Raw genomic sequence first — 309 nt, forward strand, 5'->3', positions numbered from 1 at the left:
GTAAAAGTGGAGAGAAATAGCATGAATGGATTAATTGTTATTGATGGTTTTCAGGTTCGTAGAGATGTAGCCGGTCGTTATTGTTTAAATGATTTACATAGAGTGTCAGGTGGTGAAAAGCGCCATCAGCCATCGAATTGGAGTTCACTGACTCAAACTAAAGAGTTAATTGATGAAATTTCGACCGCTCCTGAGATCACAGGAGCGCCTATTGTCACTGTGGCTGGTGGATATAATCAAGGCACCTATGTTTGCAAAGAATTAGTGTATGCCTACGCAATGTGGATCAGTGCTTCTTTTCATTTAAAA

Annotated in this window: 1 protein-coding gene; it reads left to right on the plus strand. The window is 39.8% G+C overall.

Translation table 11 applies throughout. The annotated features are described in order from the left end of the window. Positions 1–21 precede the first annotated feature (21 nt). Positions 22–309, plus strand: a 288-nt coding sequence (locus BHE89_RS00370) for a KilA-N domain-containing protein (protein ID WP_141008245.1), incomplete at its 3' end; no start/stop codon positions are given.

The sequence above is a fragment of the Shigella sp. FC1967 genome (assembly GCF_001743005.1).
In the GTDB taxonomy this organism is placed as follows: Bacteria; Pseudomonadota; Gammaproteobacteria; order Enterobacterales; family Enterobacteriaceae; genus Proteus.